Annotated in this window: 16 protein-coding genes; 9 read left to right on the top strand and 7 right to left on the bottom strand. The window is 58.7% G+C overall.

What is annotated here, in order from left to right:
- Positions 1 to 26: 26 nt before the first annotated feature.
- Entirely contained in the window at positions 27 to 1238 is a 1212-nt protein-coding gene (locus OKW98_RS01600) for a YeeE/YedE family protein (protein WP_265387698.1), read from the top strand.
- Between the two features lie 65 nt (positions 1239 to 1303).
- Here OKW98_RS01600 and tkt read toward each other — a convergent pair whose 3' ends face one another.
- The gene (tkt, locus tag OKW98_RS01595) at positions 1304 to 3334 is read right to left on the bottom strand and encodes a transketolase (RefSeq protein WP_265389625.1); all 2031 of its coding nucleotides are present in this window, start codon (positions 3332 to 3334) and stop codon (positions 1304 to 1306) included.
- A 359-nt stretch (positions 3335 to 3693) separates the two neighbouring features.
- Between tkt and OKW98_RS01590 the strand changes: the two genes are divergently transcribed.
- Together OKW98_RS01590 and OKW98_RS01585 are read left to right on the top strand one after the other, a co-directional pair.
- On the top strand, positions 3694 to 4551 hold the full coding sequence (locus OKW98_RS01590; RefSeq protein WP_265389624.1) for a bestrophin family protein: 858 nt from the start codon (positions 3694 to 3696) through the stop codon (positions 4549 to 4551).
- Between the two features lie 228 nt (positions 4552 to 4779).
- Positions 4780 to 6078, top strand: coding sequence for a hypothetical protein (locus OKW98_RS01585; protein WP_265387697.1), 1299 nt, complete (start codon positions 4780 to 4782; stop codon positions 6076 to 6078).
- An 84-nt stretch (positions 6079 to 6162) separates the two neighbouring features.
- Here OKW98_RS01585 and OKW98_RS01580 read toward each other — a convergent pair whose 3' ends face one another.
- From OKW98_RS01580 to OKW98_RS01570, 3 genes are all read right to left on the bottom strand, one after another.
- Positions 6163 to 7167 carry an asparaginase gene (locus OKW98_RS01580; protein WP_265387696.1) on the bottom strand — a complete coding sequence of 335 codons (1005 nt, stop codon included), beginning with the start codon at positions 7165 to 7167 and terminating at the stop codon, positions 6163 to 6165.
- 30 nt (positions 7168 to 7197) lie between these two features.
- Complete coding sequence (locus OKW98_RS01575; RefSeq protein WP_265387695.1) at positions 7198 to 8652, bottom strand: alanine/glycine:cation symporter family protein; 1455 nt, start codon at positions 8650 to 8652, stop codon at positions 7198 to 7200.
- A 199-nt stretch (positions 8653 to 8851) separates the two neighbouring features.
- Entirely contained in the window at positions 8852 to 10276 is a 1425-nt protein-coding gene (locus OKW98_RS01570; RefSeq protein ID WP_265387694.1) for an aspartate ammonia-lyase, read from the bottom strand.
- Positions 10277 to 10487: 211 nt separating this feature from the next.
- On the opposite strand from OKW98_RS01570, the gene OKW98_RS01565 reads away from it, so the two are divergent.
- The 5 genes from OKW98_RS01565 (at position 10488) to OKW98_RS01545 (ending at position 14316) form a co-directional block, all read left to right on the top strand.
- On the top strand, positions 10488 to 11399 hold the full coding sequence (locus tag OKW98_RS01565) for a LysR substrate-binding domain-containing protein (RefSeq protein WP_265387693.1): 912 nt from the start codon (positions 10488 to 10490) through the stop codon (positions 11397 to 11399).
- A 211-nt stretch (positions 11400 to 11610) separates the two neighbouring features.
- Positions 11611 to 12102: a 5-(carboxyamino)imidazole ribonucleotide mutase gene (purE, locus tag OKW98_RS01560; RefSeq protein ID WP_074885928.1), complete on the top strand. Its 492-nt coding sequence runs from the start codon at positions 11611 to 11613 to the stop codon at positions 12100 to 12102.
- A 7-nt stretch (positions 12103 to 12109) separates the two neighbouring features.
- Positions 12110 to 13192 carry a 5-(carboxyamino)imidazole ribonucleotide synthase gene (locus tag OKW98_RS01555; protein ID WP_265387692.1) on the top strand — a complete coding sequence of 361 codons (1083 nt, stop codon included), beginning with the start codon at positions 12110 to 12112 and terminating at the stop codon, positions 13190 to 13192.
- Positions 13193 to 13454: 262 nt separating this feature from the next.
- Positions 13455 to 13700: a GlsB/YeaQ/YmgE family stress response membrane protein gene (locus OKW98_RS01550; RefSeq protein ID WP_037016790.1), complete on the top strand. Its 246-nt coding sequence runs from the start codon at positions 13455 to 13457 to the stop codon at positions 13698 to 13700.
- A 79-nt stretch (positions 13701 to 13779) separates the two neighbouring features.
- Entirely contained in the window at positions 13780 to 14316 is a 537-nt protein-coding gene (locus tag OKW98_RS01545; protein ID WP_265387691.1) for a DUF3299 domain-containing protein, read from the top strand.
- Positions 14317 to 14446: 130 nt separating this feature from the next.
- On the opposite strand, the gene OKW98_RS01540 is transcribed toward OKW98_RS01545, so the two are convergent.
- Together OKW98_RS01540 and OKW98_RS01535 are read right to left on the bottom strand one after the other, a co-directional pair.
- Positions 14447 to 15358, bottom strand: coding sequence for a D-hexose-6-phosphate mutarotase (locus OKW98_RS01540; RefSeq protein WP_265387690.1), 912 nt, complete (start codon positions 15356 to 15358; stop codon positions 14447 to 14449).
- Positions 15359 to 15466: 108 nt separating this feature from the next.
- A complete protein-coding gene (locus tag OKW98_RS01535; RefSeq protein WP_037016781.1) occupies positions 15467 to 15868 on the bottom strand; it encodes an acyl-CoA thioesterase in 402 nt (133 codons plus the stop codon).
- A gap of 380 nt (positions 15869 to 16248) precedes the next feature.
- On the opposite strand from OKW98_RS01535, the gene OKW98_RS01530 reads away from it, so the two are divergent.
- Positions 16249 to 17544: an MFS transporter gene (locus OKW98_RS01530; protein ID WP_265387689.1), complete on the top strand. Its 1296-nt coding sequence runs from the start codon at positions 16249 to 16251 to the stop codon at positions 17542 to 17544.
- 55 nt (positions 17545 to 17599) lie between these two features.
- Here OKW98_RS01530 and OKW98_RS01525 read toward each other — a convergent pair whose 3' ends face one another.
- Positions 17600 to 18958: a hypothetical protein gene (locus OKW98_RS01525; RefSeq protein WP_265387688.1), complete on the bottom strand. Its 1359-nt coding sequence runs from the start codon at positions 18956 to 18958 to the stop codon at positions 17600 to 17602.
- Positions 18959 to 19039 lie beyond the last annotated feature (81 nt).

The following is a 19039-nucleotide window of genomic DNA, read 5'->3' as shown; positions in this document are numbered from 1 at the left end:
TCGCAATCCTTTTCCGAGATACGCCCATGAGTCTTCCCCTCTCTGTGGCGCCGCAGCGCAAGCTCGGCGCCCCGCTGATCGCCTTCCTCTTGTTGGTGGTCGGCGCTCTGTTTCTCCAATCGGCCGTTGGCGGCAGGCAAGTGCTGTTGCTGATCGTTGGCGCCGCGCTGGGCCTTACGCTGTATCACGCCGCTTTCGGCTTCACTTCGGCCTGGCGGGTATTCATCAACGAGCGACGCGGCGCCGGTCTGCGTGCGCAGATGGTGATGCTGGCCGTCGCGGTGGTGCTGTTTTTCCCTGCGCTGGGTGCCGGTACGCTGTTCGGCACGCCGGTCACCGGCCTCGTCGCCCCAGCTGGCGTGTCCGTTGTCTTCGGTGCCTTCATCTTCGGCATCGGCATGCAAATGGGCGGCGGCTGTGCGTCCGGCACGCTGTTCACCGTTGGCGGCGGCAATGCACGGATGCTCGTGACCTTGCTGTTCTTCATCATTGGCTCGCTGATCGCCACCCATCACGTCGATTGGTGGTTCTCGCTGCCGTCGTTCCCCGCCACCTCCATTGTCAAAAGCTTCGGCGTGATCCCTGCGCTGCTCATGAGCCTGGCGCTGTTCGCAGTCATTGCTTTTGTCACCGTCAAACTGGAAAAGCGTCGTCACGGGGAGCTGGAAGCGGCCGTCACCAGTGAGCACGTTGGCTTGCGCCGTTTCCTCCGCGGTCCCTGGCCGCTGGTGTGGGGTGCGGTAGGGTTGGCGCTACTCAACTACGCCACGTTGGCGTTGGCAGGTCGACCTTGGGGAATCACCTCGGCGTTCGCGCTGTGGGGTGCGAAAGTCGCCAGTGGTCTGGGCGTGGATGTGGGCAGTTGGCCGTTCTGGCAGATGCCCGCAAACGCCAAGGCACTGGCTGCGCCGGTGTGGGAAGACATCACCACCGTGATGGACATCGGCATCATGCTGGGTGCGGCAGTGGCGGCGGGCCTTGCAGGACGATTCGCCCCGAGTCTGAAAATCCCGACACGCTCGTTGATCGCTGCAGTGATTGGCGGATTGTTGCTGGGCTACGGCTCGCGCCTGGCGTACGGCTGCAACATCGGCGCGTACTTCAGCGGCATCGCCTCAGGCAGCCTGCACGGCTGGCTCTGGCTGGTCGCTGCCTTTGCGGGCAACGCAGTGGGTGTGCGGATTCGGCCGTTCTTCTTCGAGGGTGAACGTCGTCCCGCTGTTTTGACCGGATGCTGATCGAGTGAGCTGAAGGAAGGAGGGCGCTTGCCCGCGATTTGCGGGCAAACGCTCTTACGCAGCATTTAAACGGCGATCTGCTCTTTAGCCTGCTTGACGATATTCTCCGCCGTGAATCCGTACTTGGCCTGCAGCTTCTCGATGGGAGCCGACGCACCGAAGGTGTTCATCACGATCTTCGCGCCAGTCTGGCCGACATACCGATCCCAGCCCACCGGCCCCGCCTGTTCCACCACCACCCGGGCTTTGACGTCCGGTGGCAGCACGCCGTCGCGGTAGGCCTTGTCCTGATCCTCGAACAATTCCCAGCTCGGCATCGACACCACTCGCGCCGCAACGCCTTCGGCTTTGAGCTTCTCGAACGCCGCGACGGTCATGCCGACCTCGCTGCCGGTGGCGATCAGGATGACGTCCACTTTGCCTTCTACCGCATCGGCCAGCACGTATGCGCCTTTGGTCAGGCCCTCGGCGCTGGCGTACTTCGAGCGATCAAGGGTTGGCAGCGGCTGACGCGACAGTACCAGGCAGGACGGCCTGCTGGTCTGTGCCAGCGCGATTTTCCACGCCTGCGCCGTTTCGTTGGCATCGCCCGGACGAATCGTCAGCAAACCCGGCGTAGCCCGTAGTTGAGTCAGTTGCTCGATGGGCTGGTGCGTGGGGCCGTCCTCGCCGACGCCAATGGAGTCATGGGTAAAGACGAACACCACCGGCAACTCCATGATCGATGCCAGACGAATCGGTGGCTTCATGTAATCGCTGAACACCAGAAACGTCGAGGTGTATGGACGGATGTAGGACAGGGCGAGGCCGTTCGCAATCGAGCCCATGGCATGTTCACGCACACCAAAATGCAGATTTCGGCCGCTGTAATTGCCCGCTTCGAAGCTGCCCGCACCGTCGAACGTCAAGTTGGTTTTGGTCGACGGCGAAAGGTCTGCCGAGCCGCCGATGAGCCACGGGATCTGCTCGGCAAACGCATTCAGCACCTTGCCGCCGGAAGCACGCGAGGCGATGCCTTTGGCGTCCGCTTCAAAATTCATCTGCTTGTCTTGCCAGCCTTCGGGCATTTCACCGGCACGCATGCGCTTGAGCTGGTCGGCGAGCTCGGGCTGATCCTTTTCGAACTGGTTAAGGGTCGTGATCCAAGCGTCGTAATCGCTGCCGCTACGTTCCAGCAGTGCATCACGCAGGTAATGGCGGGCATCTTCCGGTACCAGGAAGCTGCTGTTTTCATCCCAGCCATAGGCCTTTTTCGTCAGCTTGATTTCGTCATCACCCAGCGGTTCGCCGTGGGCGGCAGAGGTGTTGTGTTTGTTGGGTGAGCCGAAGCCAATGATGCTGTCGACCACAATCAGGGTCGGTGCGTCGCTGGTGTGCTGAAAGGTCTGCAGCGCCTTTGCCAGCGCATTGGCGTCATTGGCGTCTTTAACGTGCAGGGTTTTCCAGCCGTAGCCCTCGAAACGCTTCTGCACATCGTCGCTGTAAGCCAGCTCGGTATGGCCTTCGATGCTGATGGTGTTGTTGTCGTAGATCCAGCAGAGGTTCGACAGCTTCAGATGACCGGCAAGTGAGGCCGCTTCTGCGGTTACGCCTTCCATCATGTCGCCATCGCCGCACAACACGTAAACGTTGTAATCGAACAGCGTCGCGCCCGGCTTGTTGAAGTGCTCGCCCAGCCAGCGCTCGCCCATCGCCATGCCGACGCTGTTGGCGCAACCCTGACCCAGCGGACCGGTGGTGGTCTCCACGCCTGTGGTCATGCGGTACTCGGGGTGGCCCGGAGTTTTGGAGTCCATCTGGCGAAACTGCTTGATGTCCTCAAGGCTCACTGCAGGTTTGCCCGACGGTTTGCCGTGCTCGTCGATCTCGATCACACCCGCCAGGTGCAGCAGCGAATAAAGCAGCATCGAAGCGTGGCCGACCGATAGCACGAAACGGTCGCGGTTTGGCCAGTCAGGGTGCTGCGGGTGATAGCGCAGGAAGTCTTTCCACAGCGTGTAGCCGACAGGTGCCAGCGCCATAGGCGTGCCGGGGTGCCCGGAATTGGCTTTTTGCACCGCATCCATGGCCAGAGTGCGAATGGTATTGATGGTCATTTGGTCGCGGTCGGTGTGCGGCGTAAAAGCGCGCGCGGCGCCGGAGCGTTCGGTGGAGGGACTATTGGCAGACGAGCTCATTAACGTTCTCCTCGTGACGGGTAGCTGAAACATCCAGATAGGTGTTGAGCCCCGGAAGGCGCTGATCGTTCCATGAACAATCGGTCAGCCGGCTCGAGGGAGAAGCGATTCAGCTTTCCTTGAGTATTTGGTTACATATAGCCTGTGGGCGTAACGAACGAACTTGCCCAGACGTATTCGAAGCCTTGGGTCGAGCCTTTGCCGACTGATTCAACGTATTGCGCCGGAGGTGGCTTTTGCAGGAATTTATCGTCAAGAAGTACCGGACCACGATCCGGATGTTTACCTACATCGGCTGGTCCTTGTTCTGGCTGCTGATATGGGACGTTGTCGTCACCGTCGATTTCATGCTGTTTCTGGATCGTAAGATCACCCTGCCATCGATGCCCCTGACCCTGTTGGGTTCTGCGCTGGTGGTACTGACCAGTTTCCGCAACACCAGTGCGTATAACCGCTGGTGGGAAGCGCGCACGTTATGGGGCGCGCTGGTGAATAACTCCCGCAGCTTCGCCCGGCAGGTGCTGACGTTCATTGATGACGAGGACGGTCTGAACCCGGTCAAGGCCACACTGCTGCGCCGGCACGTGGCTTACGTCGAATGCCTCTCGGCTCATCTGAAGGGCAGTGATTGTGGCGAGCAGGTCACCGCGATGATTTCCCGCGCAGAGTACGAGCGCCGAACACGCACCAACAACTTCCCCAACGCGATCCTCAATGAGTCTGCCGCGATCATCGCCCAGGAATACAAGGCGGGTCGCCTGGACAGTATCCGTCTGGAGCGCCTCGAAGCGACGCTGGTGGAAATCTCCAACAATCAGGGCGGAATGGAGCGCATCGCCAACACGCCGTTGCCTTACCCGTACGTGACGTTCCCGCGGCTGTTCATCACGCTGTTCTGCATCATCGTGCCGATCGGCCTGGTAGACACGCTGGGATGGTTCACGCCGCTGGCGTCCACCGTAGTCGGCTTCATGCTGCTGGCAATCGAGAAAATCGGCACGGACCTGCAAAGCCCCTTTAAAGTCTCCGAGCACGAGATCCAGATGAAAGCGCTGTGCGAAAACATCTCCGGCAATCTGAATTCGATGCTGCAGGATGCGATGGATAAGCGGCCGGCTGAGGTTGCTTATTCGTAGCAGACCTAAGCTTGTTCCCGGCAATTCGACCTCCGCGAGGTCGAATTGAACGCCTTTTATAGCGGGCGTCGGTGTGAATTGCCTAATCGCTCGCTCATTCCCTTATGTCTCCTTAGGGCACGGTTTATCGCGAACGGAACTGAGCACTGTCATTACTGACAGTTATGCCGTGTGCCCCGAAGTCTTATTGTTATCTCTCGGTATTCGATAGTCATTGAGGGATGAGTGATGAGCAACGAACGGAAGCCAGGGGATCAAGATCCGGATTTTGGAGAGAACGGCGTTATTTCAGTGGGTCTTAATCAAAGCACCGGCGGTCATATCAAGCGTTTAAGCGACGGATATCTGATCATTGGTACCTATGTTGCTGGAGCACCAGCCCGTTCGCTTGCACAGCCCGCCACGAGCGTCATTACTCATGCAACCCCCAAGGGTTTGCATTATCGCGCTGGCGAGAAAGTCGGCGTGGTTACGGTAAGGCTCGATACGAATGGCAAATTGGTTGAGTCCTATGGCACCGGTGGGTATGCGTTTCTGGAACTCTTCGAGCATCGCGTACGCGTGACTGGCTCGTTGGTGGTACCCAATGAAGGTGTTTTACTTACATTGGGCCTGTACGACCTCGCCGGGGGCGAGTCCGATTCTCTTATTGTCATTAAGGTAGGAGATAACGGAGAAATGGATACCAGCTTCGGTATTAACGGTATTCATCGTCCGGCGCTTAAGTACCCTAATAGCATCGCAGGGGGGATGGCCCTTCAAGAAAATGGCAAGATTCTAATCACTGCTGAAACGATTAAAACATACGGCGATTTTGACAGCGCAGTGATGCGAATCCACAAAGATGGTGTTACCGACCTGTCGTTTGGTAAAGACGGATTCGTATATTCAACCGCTAAGGCACAAGAAAGTTATTCAAGGATTCGGCTCGACAGCCAACAACGGATCTACGTTGCTGGCAATCTTGGGGACAAGATGGCGATTTCCCGGTTTTTCGATAACGGCAGTGTCGATGAAAGTTTTGCAGAAGGGGGCAAGTTTACGTATGGCGATGGCAGCGCCGGTGGATTTGTGGCAAACCTTGCGATTCGAGGCGATGGAATATTTGTGGTGGGCGCTTTAGGGGCAATCGGAAAGCAAACCGCAGTGTATACAAAGCTAAGTCTGGATGGTAAGCCGGATCAGAGTTTCAACGGCGGTGAGCCGTTAAGTATCCCATTGGGAGAGGGTAATATCGGTAGCTACGTCATACCGCTGGAATCGGGGCTGTCTATTGGCATCGGGACAACCTTCGGTGATACGAGTGCGCTTACTCTGAGCCGGATTAACGCTGACGGGACGCTGGATACAACTTTTGGTGAGCAGGGATCAGTACTGACCAAGGTTCCAGGGTACCTGTTCACTTCCTTTGCTGAAGAGATAAAGGATGACGAAGGAGCAGAGAGTAAGCTGCTCATAGGAGGATGGGTGGTTAACCCAAGGCCGGGTGAGAACACCAGTTTCTGGATTTCCCGGTACCTTACTTAAGTTCATGCAGCTGCATGCCTTACTTCGTAGGTTCCGTTTTCGCGAAGTAGGGCCCCGTTTGAAGCTACTGATTTCAGAGTAGCTTTAACGCAACTCGCCGCAAACATCCAGCTCAACCAGCCGTCGTACTTCCTCCCCCTCCAGACCAGCCCCCAGCAGTGCATGCAGCTTGCCGAATGCGGCTTCGCGGGTCATGCCTCCGCCGGACAGCACGCCGGCATCGCGCAGACGACTGCCAGCCTCATATACGTCCAGTTCGACGCCGCCTTCGTGGCATTGGGTAATCGCCACGACCACGACGCCTTGCTGATACGCACGCTGCAGGCTTGCAAGGAATCCTGCGTTATCGCTGGGGCCAGTGCCGCTGCCGAAGCATTCCAGCACAAGACCTTGAATGCCGCTGTCGATCAAACCGTCGAGCTGTGCAGCGCCAATGCCGGGAAACAGGGGCAGCACGGCGACATTCGCCAGTTTCTTAGGCTGGCGGTAATCCAGCGCCGTCGGCAACGCCGATACAGCCTCACCACCCCGGGCGCGATTAAGCGCCGCGAAAGGGTTACGGCCGAAGCTGCGAACCTTCGCACACCGTGTCGGCTCAAGCAGCTCGCCATGGAAGTACAAATGCACCCCCGAGGCGAGCCCTTGATCCAAGGCCTGCAAGGCGCCGTTGACGTTTTCCCAGGCATCGCTGTCGGGAACACCGGCTGGCAACATGGAACCGGTGAACACAACCGGGGCATTCAGGCCCAACAGTTGAAAGCTCATGGCCGCTGCGCTGTAGGCCAGGGTGTCGGTGCCGTGCAGGATCAGCACGGCATCGCAATGCTGAACCTCGATCGCGTCCACCACCGCTTCACGCAAGCGCTGCCAGTAGTCAGGGGTCATGTTGGCGCTGTCGATCAGGGGAGACATTTCGCGGAACGACCACTGCGGCACCAACAGTTCGGGCAGTGCGGCCAGTTGCTCAGCCATGCGTGCTTCAAAGCCGGAAGCGGGTGCCAGCCCGTTTTCGCTGGCCTGCATGCCGATGGTTCCACCGGTATACAGCACCATCACCTGGCGGGCTGCTGCGTGGTTTTTGCGATTCATGCCTGTCTCCCTGTACTGACGCTCAAATGATCAATGCGCGTCCGCGACCGATTTGCCGCTGACCGTTGCCGAGGTTGCCGCAGGCTGCGCGGTACCAGGCTTTGGCCAGGCTTGCAGGTCCAGGTCCAGATCAGGGAACTGGCTGGAGTCGAAAACCGGCGTCTTGATGCCGGCTTTACGCTGGTCATCGTAGTCTTTCAGCACCCGCAGCGCGATTTTGAACAGCATCGCCAGCGCAATCAGGTTGACGAAGGCCAGTAGCGTCATGGTGATGTCAGCGAAGGCGAACACCGTGCCCAGATCTTCGACCGCGCCCCACAGAATCAGCGCAAGGACCAACACGCGATAGAAGAAGATCGCCTTGCGGTTCTCGCCCAGCAGGAAGCGCAGGCTGTTTTCGCCCAAGTAGTAGTTGTAGAGAATCGAGGTGAACACGAACAGCGCCAGCGCCACGCTGATGAACAGCCTGCCCCAGTCACCGACGACGGCGGCGAGGGAGTTCTGCGTCAGGGCAATGCCATCGCCTTCGAAGCCGGGCGTGTAGAAACCCGACAGCAGGATCAGCAGCGCGGTGCAGGTGCAGATGACGAAGGTGTCGAGGAACACGCTGAACGCTTGAACCACACCCTGTGCAACCGGGTGCTCGACCTGAGCGACCGCTGCCACGTTGGGTGCGCTGCCTAAGCCGGCTTCGTTGGCGAAGACGCCACGTTTGACGCCCATGACAATGGCGCTGCCGATCAGGCCACCGAACACTTCATCCATGCCGAACGCGCTTTTGACAATGGTCATCAGCATGTGTGGAACGTGCTCGAACTGCACACCAATGACATACAGCGTGACCGCGATGTAGACCAGCGTCTTGATCGGCACCAGCAGGTCGGCGACCTTGGCGATGCGCTTGATCCCGCCGACGAACACCAGGCCCAGCAGAATCGCAAGACCGACGCCGGCGTAGCCTGGCGAGATCTTGAACGCGTCGTTGAGCGAGTGGGTCACGGCGTGGGATTGCAGGCCGTTGAAGGCGAAACCGAAGGTCACCAGCAACAACACCGCCATGATCATGCCCAGCCAGCGTTTACCCAGGCCGTGCTGAATGTAATAGGACGGGCCGCCGCGGAACTGGCCTTCGGCGTCGCAGCGTTTGTACAGCTGGCCGAGGGAGCATTCGAAAAAGCTGCTCGCCATGCCGACAAGGGCAGTGACCCACATCCAGAACACCGCACCGGGTCCGCCCAGGGTGACGGCGATGCCGACGCCTGCGATGTTACCGGCGCCGACGCGGCCGGCAAGGCTTAGCATCAGGGCCTGAAATGAACTCAGCTGGCCCGCGCTGCTGCGCAGACTGTCGCGAAAAACCGCGAACATGTGAAAGAAGTGACGGAACTGAACGAAACGCGAGCGAATCGTGAAATATCCACCGAGCCCCACAATGAGCACGATCAGTACTTTTCCCGAGAGGAAGTCGTTGATGACTTCAAGCATTGGTGTTTCCTCGCTTTCTTAGAGGGTGCGCACTATACCGGCGCGCGTTATTGGAGTCTTTATCCGGTTTGCATCAAGCCCGAATGACGCTGGGCAAAAAAAAGGGCCTGGAAGCGTGTGCTTCCGGCCCTCAAAAGGGTGAGGGGTGTCTAGACCCTCAGCCTGGTGATCGTGTTGCAAGTGCTGCAGAGCCGGACGATCAAGCCTTCAAGGGCACGAGTCGCGGCGCAATCATGTTCTCGGGGCGCAGGATGTCTGCCAGCATGACGTCATCGAGCAAGCCCTCTTCACGCACCAGCTCCAGCACGCCACGGCCTGTTTCCAGTGCAACGCGGGCGATACGGGTAGCGTTCTCGTAACCGATGTAGGGGTTCAGTGCGGTGACAAGGCCGATTGAGTGCTCGACCAGTTCGCGACAGCGCGCTTCGTTGGCGGTGATGCCGACGATGCAGTGTTCGCGCAGCATGTCCATGGCGCGCTGAAGCAGGCGAATCGAGTCGAAGATCTTGTAGGCAATCAACGGCTCCATCACGTTCAGCTGCAACTGGCCGCCCTCGGCAGCGATGGTCAGCGCCAGGTCGTTGCCCATGATTTCGAAGGCGCACATGTTCACCGCCTCCGGAATCACCGGATTCACCTTGCCCGGCATGATCGAGCTGCCTGGCTGACGGGCAGGGAGGTTGATTTCGTTGATGCCGGTGCGCGGGCCGCTGGAGAGCAGGCGCAGGTCGTTGCAGATCTTCGACAGCTTGACCGCGGTGCGCTTGAGCATGCCGGAGAACAGTACGAAAGCACCCATGTCGGAGGTGGCTTCGATCAGGTCCGCAGCTGGCACCAGCGGCTGGCCGCTGATGGTCGCAAGACGCTGAACGGCCAGGTGCTGATAACCAGGGTCGGCGTTGATGCCGGTGCCGATGGCGGTGCCGCCGAGGTTGACTTCGGTCAGCAGCTCAGGCGCCAGGCTGCGCAGGCGGTTGAGGTCTTCAGTCAATGTAGTGGCGAAGGCGCGGAATTCCTGACCCAGGGTCATCGGTACTGCGTCTTGCAGCTGGGTGCGGCCCATTTTCAACACGTGGTTGAACTCGTGACCTTTGGCCGCGAACGCCTGAATCAGGCTGTCGAGGCTGGCGAGCAGCGCGTCGTGGCCCAACAGCAAACCCAGGCGAATGGCCGTCGGGTAGGCGTCGTTGGTGGACTGCGCCATGTTCACGTCGTTGTTCGGGTGCAGGAATGTGTATTCGCCCTTGGCATGACCCATCGCTTCGAGGGCGATGTTGGCGATGACTTCGTTGGCGTTCATGTTAGTGGAGGTGCCGGCGCCGCCCTGAATCATGTCGACGACGAACTGATCGTGGAAATCACCGCGGATCAGTCGTGCACAGGCTTCGCTGATGCCCGCATGCTTCTCGGTGCTCAAATGGCCCAGCTGATGGTTTGCATCCGCTGCTGCCTGCTTGACCATCGCCAGCGCTACGACCAGCTTCGGGTAGTGCGAAAGCGGAACGCCAGAGAGGCGGAAGTTATGCACTGCGCGCAGGGTCTGGATGCCGTAATACGCTTCAGCGGGTACTTCGAGAACGCCAAGCAAGTCTTTTTCGATGCGAAATGATGCAGCGGAGGACATGATAGAGAAAGTCTCAAGAGGGGCACGGACTAAGCCGGAACGCCCTTGATACTAGGCCTGTGGGCTATTCTGGACCAATGCTGTAAAACGCTGCCCTATGCGCAATCGGCATAATGTCGCTGTGACGTGGGTATTGTGACGTGCGTGTGAATCAGTGTATGAGGCTCCCGTCCGCACGCGCGAATGCGCAACTTCCAAAGCTGGAGAAACGATGAACCTGGAAAGCAAATGGCTGGAAGACTTCAGTGCGCTGGCCGCGACTCGCAGTTTTTCCCAGGCGGCGGAACGTCGGTTTGTCACGCAACCGGCCTTCAGCCGGCGCATTCGCAGCCTTGAAGCGGCGCTGGGGCTGACGCTGGTCAATCGCTCGCGCACGCCGATCGAGTTGACGGCGGCGGGGCAGTTATTCCTCGTCACCGCCCGAACGGTGGTCGACCAGCTCGGCGAAGTACTGCGTCATTTGCACCATCTGGAAAGCGGGCAGGGCGAAGTCATGCAAATCGCCGCCGCGCATTCGCTGGCATTGAGCTTCTTCCCGCGCTGGATCGCGCAACTGCGCAATGAAGGGCTGAATATCGCCACACGCCTGGTCGCCACCAACGTCGGCGACGCGGTGCACGCGCTGCGTGAAGGCGGTTGCGATCTGATGCTGGCGTTTTACGACCCCGACGCCGCGCTGCAGATGGACGCCGAGATCTTCCCGTCGCTGCATCTGGGCGTGACCGAAATGCTGCCAGTCTGCTCAACGGACGAAGAGGGGCGGCCGCTGTTCGACCTGGAAGGGGAGCAGAGCGTGCCGCTGCTGGCGTACAGCGCCGGGGCGTTTCTGGGTCGTTCGGTGAACCTGCTGTTGCGCCAGCGCAGCGTGCGCTTCACGACGATTTACGAAACCGCGATGGCTGACAGCCTCAAAGGCATGGCGTTGCAGGGGCTGGGTATCGCGTGGGTGCCGCGGCTCAGCGTGACGGCGGAGCTTGAACGGGGAGAACTGGTGATCTGCGGCGGCACCCAGTGGCACGTCCCGCTGGAGATTCGGCTGTACCGCTGCGCGCTGGTTCGCAAGGCGAATGTCCGGCTGTTGTGGCGCAAGCTGGAAGCAGGCGACACCTCGCCGGCCGCCTGACCTGGGAGTCAGTAAATCCGGGCCTCCACAGGCCGAAATGGTTGGCTGACGGGAGGTCGCCGGCAGTCTGTCAAACGAGAATCTTTGCGGTATACTCCGCGGCCTTCGGCCGGTTCGACTGGTCATAATTCGTACGACAAGCCACGCCGGTTCTCCCGCGTGGCTTGTTGTTTTTAGCCGCGCCTGCGGGCGCCCGATGAGAGGCACGACGATGAGCGCACTGGTTGGCGTGATCATGGGCTCCAAGTCCGATTGGTCCACCCTTAGCCACACCGCCGACATGCTTGAAAAGCTCGGCATTCCGTACGAAGTCAAAGTGGTTTCGGCGCACCGCACGCCCGATCTGCTGTTCAAGTACGCCGAAGAAGCCGAAGGCCGTGGTATCGAGGTGATCATCGCCGGCGCCGGTGGCGCTGCTCATCTGCCGGGCATGTGCGCTGCCAAAACTCATCTGCCCGTTCTGGGTGTCCCGGTTCAGTCTTCCATGCTGTCGGGCGTTGATTCATTGCTCTCCATCGTGCAGATGCCTGCCGGCATTCCGGTGGCGACCCTGGCCATTGGCAAGGCGGGCGCGATCAACGCTGCGCTGTTGTCGGCCAGTATCCTGGGCGCCAAGCACCCACACTTCCACGCAGTGCTGAAGAAATTCCGCGCTGAGCAGACAGACAGCGTTCTGGACAATCCAGACCCACGCGAGGCCTGAGGTTTTCATGAAGATCGGCGTAATCGGTGGCGGCCAGTTGGGTCGCATGTTGGCACTGGCGGGCACCCCGCTGGGGATGAACTTCGCCTTCCTTGACCCCGCACCGGACGCCTGCGCCGCTGCGCTTGGCGAGCACCTGCTCGCCGATTACGGCGATCAGGAGCACCTGCGCCTGCTGGCGAATGATGTTGATCTGGTCACATTCGAGTTCGAAAGCGTGCCGGCTGAAACCGTCGCCTTCCTCTCGCAGTTCGTGCCTGTTTACCCGAGTGCCGAAGCGCTGCGCATCGCCCGCGATCGCTGGTTTGAAAAAAGCATGTTCAAGGACCTCGGCATCCCGACGCCGTCGTTTGCCGACATCCAGTCCCAGGCGGATCTGGACGCTGCGGTGGCCAGCATTGGTCTGCCGGCCGTGTTGAAAACCCGCACGCTGGGTTATGACGGCAAGGGCCAGAAAGTCCTGCGCACCGCTGAAGAGGTGAGCGGCACCTTCGCCGAGCTGGGCAGCGTGCCGTGCCTGCTTGAGGGCTTCGTGCCGTTCACCGGCGAAGTCTCGCTGATCGCCGTGCGTGCCCGTGATGGCGAAACCCGCTTCTATCCGCTGGTTCACAACACCCACGACAGCGGCATTCTGCGTCTGTCCATCGCCAGCACCGATCACCCGCTGCAGGCGCTGGCTGAGGATTACGCCGGGCGCGTGCTCAAGCAGCTGGATTACGTGGGCGTTCTGGCTTTTGAATTCTTCGAAGTCGATGGCGGCCTCAAAGCCAACGAAATCGCCCCGCGCGTCCACAACTCGGGTCACTGGACCACCGAAGGCGCCGAGTGCAGCCAGTTCGAGAACCATCTGCGCGCCGTTGCCGGGCTGCCGCTGGGTTCGACCGCCAAGGTCGGCGAAAGCGCGATGCTCAACTTCATCGGTGAAGTGCCCGCTGTGAGTGAAGTGATCGCTATTGAAGATTGCCACCTGCATCACTACGGCAAGGCCTTCAAGGCCGGGCGCAAGGTCGGCCACGCCACCGTGCGCAGCCAAGACCGCGCGACGCTGGATCGTCAGGTGAAGCAGGTCGAGGCACTGATCAAAAACTGATCACTGATCTGCAATGGTCGATTCCATGCCAGCTATTTGATAATTAGCCCCCGGCATCGCGCACTGTAGGAGCGCGCTTGCCCGCGATACGGTCTAACTGACACCTTTTTGGTGTCTGACCCACCGCCATCGCGGGCAAGCGCGCTCCTACAAAGACCGGTGTACTTTCCTGTTGAACCATTCGCCGGGCCACCCCTCTCATAGCGTGTTGCCAAGAGCCAGCTAGGCTTTTGGCATATTCATTCAAACAGAGGGACATGGCATGGGAATCATCGGAACCATCTTCATCGGCTTGATCGTAGGTCTGCTGGCGCGCTTTCTGAAGCCAGGCGACGACAGCATGGGCTGGATCATGACCATCCTGCTCGGCATCTGCGGCTCGCTTGCCGCCACTTATGGTGGTCAGGCGCTGGGTATCTACCGCGCAGGTGAGGGTGCAGGTTTCCTCGGTGCGCTCGTCGGCGCGATCATCCTGCTGGTGATCTACGGCATGATTAAAAAGCGTTAAGCACGCCTGGCCCTCTGCGTTATTGCTGCGCAGAGGGCTAGAATGCCCGGCACTCAACTCCTCCCGCCGAGCATCTCCAATGCGTCATCTCCTCTTCGTTTCACTGCTGCTGGTCTGCGGACTGGTACGCGCCGCTGAATTACCCGAAACCGACTGGCTTGAACTGATGCCGAAGTCGGATCAGAAAGCCCTCGAAGCCATGCCCGAAATCGACCACAACTCGCCGGAAGGCCAGGGCACGTTCGACAGCAAGGGTGGTTTGAAGCAGAGCAAGGGCTTGCCTGCCGTCATGTACTCCACCAAAACCGTCGCGTCGATGAACGACAAAACCATCCGCCTGGGTGGCTATCCGGTACCGCTGGAGACTGACGCGAAGGGTCGCAGCACGCTGTTCTTCCTCGTCCCATACCCGGGCGCCTGCATCCACGTGCCGCCACCGCCGCCGAATCAGCTGGTGTTGGTGCGCTACCCGAAAGGCTTGAAGATCGCTGACATCTACACGCCGTTGTGGGTCGTCGGCACGTTGAAGGTGGAGAAGGTGAACAATGATCTCGCCGACGCCGCCTATGCGCTGGACGCATCGAAAGTACGTGTGGTGGTAGAGGCGGATTTGTAGGACTGGTCTTGGAATCCACTGTGGGACCGGCTTTAGCCGGGAAGGCGTCGGGTGTCACACCGCAAAATTCATGGTGTTCATGCAGGCCTCTTCCCGGCTGAAGCCGGTCCTACAAAATAGCGCAGTGTTGTCAGGCTTCTGCCAACGGCTCGGCCCAGATGCTGACGCTCAGCGCGTGCATATCACCCGGCTTGAGCGTCACGACGTCGGTCATGACGTTCGCCGTCTCAACGCACACCATGCCTTGCCAGCCATCAGGCTGCATATCGTCGAAAGTCTGGGTCTTGTCGATCCACGGGTTCCAAACGATGGCCGATTGCGAACCCGTCGTCTGAATCTGAATCCGGCGTTTCCATTTTGGGTCGACCACGGAGATCAGGTCAGGCGTGTCCTGGTAAATACGGTCCGTCTCGCCGGTGAACGTGATATCACCCACCTGGACGTTCTGGGTGTCCCAGCTTTCCAGCGTGTTCAGATACTCGACGCCATCCAGCCCCTCGATGCAGACCTGGCTCACATCGCTGACCGCGAAATAACTGTGCAGCGCCTGGCTGAGGGTGACGTCTTCAGCGCCAGCGTTAAAGCTCACCAGACTGACATTCAGCGCGGCATCCAGGCGAACGTGCAGCTTCAGGCCAACGGCATGGGGCCAGCCCGGCAACTGTCCTTCAGCCTGAGGCTGGATGAATTCGACGATCAATGCGTCGCCATCTTCACCCACGCCCATCAACTCCCAGTCGATCGCCCGGACTTCACCGTGGGCCTTTGCCGGCTCGTCACTCTCGCGCATGGCCTGCACGCTTGACGGATTACGCTGGAAATTACCAAACCACGGCCAGCAGATCGGCATGCCTCCACGAATCGGCTTGCCCGTTTTAAACAGCGCGCCCGGGTTGGACCAGATCAGCGGCTCATCGCCGTCCACCTGATAACTGATGATGTGCGCGCCTTGTTGGGCGATCACCAGTTCGGCCTGGCCGTGGCGGATGCGCCAGCAATTAAGCTCACCGAGCTGGAAGGATTCGACGTTTGACGTAGGCATAGGGGTTCTCACTCGAAGGACAGTGACTGAATCAGACTGCGCCAAGCTTGATGAGTTTGTTGCGCAAAGCCAAGCGCGGGCACATCAGTGCCTGCCCTGGCTTAATGATCAGCGTCGAGCCGGCACCGAGCGGGTACGGCCGCTGCCGTCGATAGCGACGAAAACGAATACCGCTTCGGTCACCTTACGCCATTCGCTGGACAGGGGATCATCGCTCCACACCTCGACCATCATCTGAATCGAGCTGCGGCCGATTTCCAGGGTCTGGGTATAAAACGACAACTGAGCCCCCACCGCGACGGGCACCAGGAACGCCATGCGGTCGATGGCAACAGTCGCCACACGTCCACCGGCCACCTTGCTCGCCATGGCAGTACCGGCGAGGTCCATCTGGGAAACCAGCCAGCCGCCGAAAATGTCGCCGAAGCCATTGGTTTCGCGAGGTAGGGCGGTAATCTGCAGGGCAAGATCGCCCTGCGGTATTGGATCTTCTTGTTCGAGCTCAATCATTACTGGGTTCCTCTGACCCTTGACTCTACTAAGTCTTCATTTCGTTTAAAGGGAAACTCTGCGAAAACGACTTGGGTAAATGGCTTCGCACAACTTCCCTGAAGAGACCGGTTGAGTCGCGGCCGGCGAGTATATCGGGCGTGCCGTCATGAAACGACCGCCGCTTTTCCATAATGCCGTCGCGTCATTGCAATCCATGTGCATTTGTACGCAATTTGCTATCGTGCCGGACCGACTTGGCGCACTACGCCATTTTTGGCACGCAATTTTGATGCCCGATTAACTTTTCGAGTCGAGAAATCGCGTGTGAAGCCGTTACCCACGGTTGAGTCACCGTTGATTTTTCGCCCAAAGAGAGCCTCAAAAGAGAAGCCATTGTCATGTCCTCTGTGCCTTTAAGCGCCACACAGCCTTCGCGCCCGCTGAACCGCAACGATTACAAAACCCTTTCATTGTCTGCCCTGGGCGGAGCGTTGGAGTTCTACGACTTCATCATTTTCGTGTTCTTTGCAGCCGTGGTAGGCAAGCTGTTTTTCCCCGTAGACATGCCCGAATGGCTGCGTTTGATGCAAACGTTTGGCATTTTTGCCGCCGGTTATCTGGCTCGTCCGCTCGGCGGCATCGTCATGGCGCATTTCGGTGATCTGCTCGGCCGCAAGAAAATGTTCACCCTGAGCATTTTCCTGATGGCCGTGCCGACGCTGATCATGGGGCTGCTGCCCACCTACGCGCAGATCGGCATCTTCGCGCCGCTCTTGCTCTTACTGATGCGCGTCATTCAAGGCGCGGCGATCGGCGGCGAAGTACCTGGCGCGTGGGTATTCGTTTCCGAACACGTTCCCGCCCGTAACGTCGGTTACGCCTGCGGTACCCTCACGTCCGGTCTGACTGCCGGGATTTTGCTCGGCTCGCTGGTCGCGACCTGGATCAACAGCGTGTACTCGCCCGTTGAAGTCTCGGACTACGCCTGGCGGATTCCCTTCCTGCTCGGTGGCGTCTTCGGTCTGATGTCGGTTTACCTGCGTCGCTGGCTGCACGAAACCCCGGTGTTCGCCGAGCTTCAATTGCGCAAGCAACTGGCTGAAGAAGTGCCGCTAAAAGCCGTACTGCGTGATCACCGCGGTGCCGTTGTGCTGTCGATGTTGCTGACCTGGCTGCTTTCCGCCGGCGTGGTCGTGGTGATTCTGATGACCCCGACCCTGTTGCAAACCAACTTTGGCTTCGCACCAGCGCTCACGTTGAAAGCCAACAGCCTTGCCATTGTCTTTTTGAGCCTGGGCTGTATCGGCGCGGGCGCACTGGCGGATCGCGTTGGCGCGGGCCTGGTGTTCCTGTTCGGCTCGCTTGGGCTCTTGGTCACCTCGTGGATCTTCTATCACACCGTTGGCGATCATCCAGACTTGCTGTATCCGCTCTATGCACTGACCGGCCTGTTCGTTGGCACCATTGGCGCGGTGCCATTCGTAATGGTCAAAGCCTTCCCACCGGTGGTGCGCTTTTCCGGACTGTCCTTTTCCTACAATCTGGCCTATGCAATCTTCGGCGGGCTGACCCCAATGGTGGTGCAGGGGCTGAACAAAGTGAACCCGATGGCGCCCGCGTGGTATGTGGCGATTTTGTGTGCATTGGGAATGGTGATCGGCGTGTATCTGCTGCGCAGCCGGCGGATCAATTGATGTAAAAGGTTGGCGCCCGCGGCATGATCAAGCCGCGAGCGCTTCGCTTGCACCGTTAGACTTTGACAGCAAGTATCGTCGGTTTTCCATTGGACTCACCTGCGACCAGTATCTGGTCTGGCCTGGGATGGACAAATCCGGTCGACGCGTTGGATAAAAAGTCCGCGTCGATCAGTGTCCCGAACTTTGCCGGATTTGGCACAAAGGTCTCGTCGACACTGCCGTCCATGTTGAAACGCCCGATTACAGGTCCACGCGGCGACGCAGGGAGATCCCAGCTCCCCACTGCAATCACTTTTTCGGGCGTCTGCGCTGCTATGCTCGCCTGATGCCACCTATCCAGGTAGGGCGGGTCAATGAAGGCGTGAACAGCTGGCTTGCCCCCGTTAAAACTCTCTTCCGGCGAGCCATTGGTACCGTATAGCCCGACCAGACTTCTCCATGCATATTGAAGTGACGTGCCTGCTACAAGCATGAAGGGAGGGGCTTCGCAGACAGAGTGAAACTCATAAAACTGACCTGCTATCTCGGTTTCGCTGAACCCGTTTGTGCCAAAACTTTTATCAAGATTGCCCTCAGTGTCGAACTTCATAATAAGCCCGCCCAGTCCAAAACCATCGGGCAAGTGAGTCGTCCCGCATGCGAGAATACCGCCGTCCTGACTTGGGGCAAGGCTCCATATCCTGATCATTTTTTTGGGGTAATCAGGATGTCTAGGAGTCAATATCCCATCTTTTTGAAATGCGGTATCCAGTGCGCCTTCTTGCGTTAAGCGTGCAATATGAAAGTCAGGAGGAGACTTATTATATTCAGCAGTACCAACAAATATACCCGATGAACACACAATGCAGGCGTTGCCATCAAAGAGTTGTGCATCAGGCGCCGCAAATGTGTCGATATCCACTTTGCCTTCAATGCCGAAGCTTGAATCTGGCGCACCATCGCTCAATCTTTTTGTAAGGGCATAAGCGTGTTGGATTATCTGATTGTCTACCCACAAAGCGTGTCCCCAATTGAATATATCGCCAGTCGTTGTTTCGTGAAGGCCTCTGAGTACGGATATCTTCCCGGGATCCTTCGTGAAATGTGCTTTGATAGACCCTGTTCCAAGGTTCCCAAATGAAGCGTCGATGTTTCCGGCGGCGTCGAACCGCACCACAAAGGCGTCGTATTGTCGTGGCGGAGCGTCGACGTTGAGGATATCGTAATAGGTTGCGAGGAAATAACCTGGTTTGGCGACACTGGGTATTATGCATGTAGCCCAGCCATTGTCATTCCCGAGCCTTAATTTGCCTGCAGCCCCGAATGTTTGATCGTACTCGAGCGTTCCCAGTGATCGAGGAGAAGTCTGACGATCACCGGTATTGCCATAGAGATAAGATTTCGATATCTCCTCACGAAGTTTATTGTCCATGATGTATTGCCTCGGTATGAAGGTGCGCTTCCCTGGCACGTATTCGCTATCTGAGAAAAAGTGCGGATAGGGATATATATA

It is taken from the genome of Pseudomonas sp. KU26590 (assembly GCF_026153515.1).
Taxonomy (GTDB): Bacteria; Pseudomonadota; Gammaproteobacteria; order Pseudomonadales; family Pseudomonadaceae; genus Aquipseudomonas.
This window is presented reverse-complemented; position numbering and strand designations above follow the sequence as displayed.